This window comes from Leptolyngbya sp. BC1307 (assembly GCF_002286735.1).
Classification (GTDB): Bacteria; Cyanobacteriota; Cyanobacteriia; order Phormidesmidales; family Phormidesmidaceae; genus Phormidesmis.
On sequence record NZ_NRTA01000135.1, the window covers coordinates 1 to 1,508 of the forward strand.

1 protein-coding gene is annotated in these 1,508 nt (G+C 55.2%); it reads right to left on the reverse strand.

The features are described from left to right. Nucleotides 1–76: 76 nt before the first annotated feature. Nucleotides 77–1,411 carry an ISNCY family transposase gene (locus CKL79_RS22375; RefSeq protein ID WP_121971704.1) on the reverse strand — a complete coding sequence of 445 codons (1,335 nt, stop codon included), beginning with the start codon at nucleotides 1,409–1,411 and terminating at the stop codon, nucleotides 77–79. Nucleotides 1,412–1,508 lie beyond the last annotated feature (97 nt).

Here is a 1,508-nt window from a genome sequence, read left to right on the forward strand (position 1 = left end):
CAGCAATTCCAAATTCCAAGATACGGACAAGCTCATCAGCGCTTCGTAGCTGATGAGCCATCAGCGAGGACAGCAATCAAGAAGTGTTTCTCATCTGCTTGGCAGACTTCTTCTTCTCATCGAGCATGAAGTCGAGCAATGCCGCCCAGCTCTCGAACCACAAGTACTTGGTGAGCGCCAGGATGTCTCGAAAGAAGCCTTTTCGAGTGCCCCGCTGCTGTCGAATCCGTTGATAGGGCTCGTCGGCTAGATGTAGCACCGTATGAAACAAAAATGCTAGCAGATTCAGGGTCAATAAAAAGGCGGATAGGTGCTGTTGGCCATGCCCAAAGTTGTGTTTGAGATGGTAGCCTTTGGTTTTAAGCTCGTTGTGGTTCTCGTTTTCGGTCTTCCACCGGCAGCGACCAGCGGCGGCAATCGCAAAGGCTTGGGAGTCAGTGATGGGATGGTTGGTAACCCAACTATTGACATGGAGCACCTTCGCGTCCGATGGCCGTGACACCGTCAGCTCACACCAGTTGACCGACAGCGCGGGGGCTTTTGAGCGCAACCGGACATCATTGAGGTAGCGGACTTGCCAGACCTCATGGGTTCGACCCTGGCGCTGCGTCTGTTCAATGGTCTGGACGTTACCGTTAGCCGCATTGAAGGCAATCCAGTCATAGAGGGTCGGATGCGACTCAGGCAGACACACGAAGATAAAGTTGAAGCCCTCTGCTAAAGCCGCCTCGCACATTGGCTGACGACTGAAAAGGTCATCGCCGAGCAAGGTCACCGCCTGCTGCTCAAATATCGCTGGCGCTGAGCCGATCCACCGTTTCGCCGCAGCTTGTTCGCAATCCTGCTTGCTGTGACCGTCTTGAGGGGTGATAAACGCAGGCGGCAGCGAGACCACAGCCGCTTGACTTGGCGCGACAATCACCGGCAGCAGCGCTTTGTGAGAATAGCTCACCTGCCCATTGCGATGGGTGCGCGTCGAACAACAGGGGCAACTGACCTTCTGTGAGCTGTAGTATTCGGTGCCGTCCAGCGCCACCAGCAGGTTATCGTCGAGTTGCTTGAACCGCTCTAAGTATCCCTGCCCCTGAAGGGTTCGATAGACGCTCACGAACACGCTAAACAACCCTCGGGCCGCTAGCTGGTCAAGGATGTTACGAATCTGCTCTACGCTCGGTATCTGCGCTAGCCCAAACAAGCTCTGGGCATTGTCCCGACCGCTGCGGCTGTTTAACTGGCGCTGATACTCTAGAAACGATTCGCTCTGCATAAAAAAGGCCGAAAATGCCCCCAGCACTGCATCCCTGACGCTGTAGCTAGTCGCATTGCTGGGTTGGCGCGGGTCGCCCATCTCGTCAATCGCGCTGCTCAAGCTGTCTAACAGGCTATCGAAACTGAGACTAGCGGGGGGCATCGGCTGTGTCCTGGCGGATTAGGGCTGCTGTGAACTTTACTCCATTTCTCGCTGAACGGCTGATACGTTTCTTCGCAAGCACTGTCCGTTAGTTGGA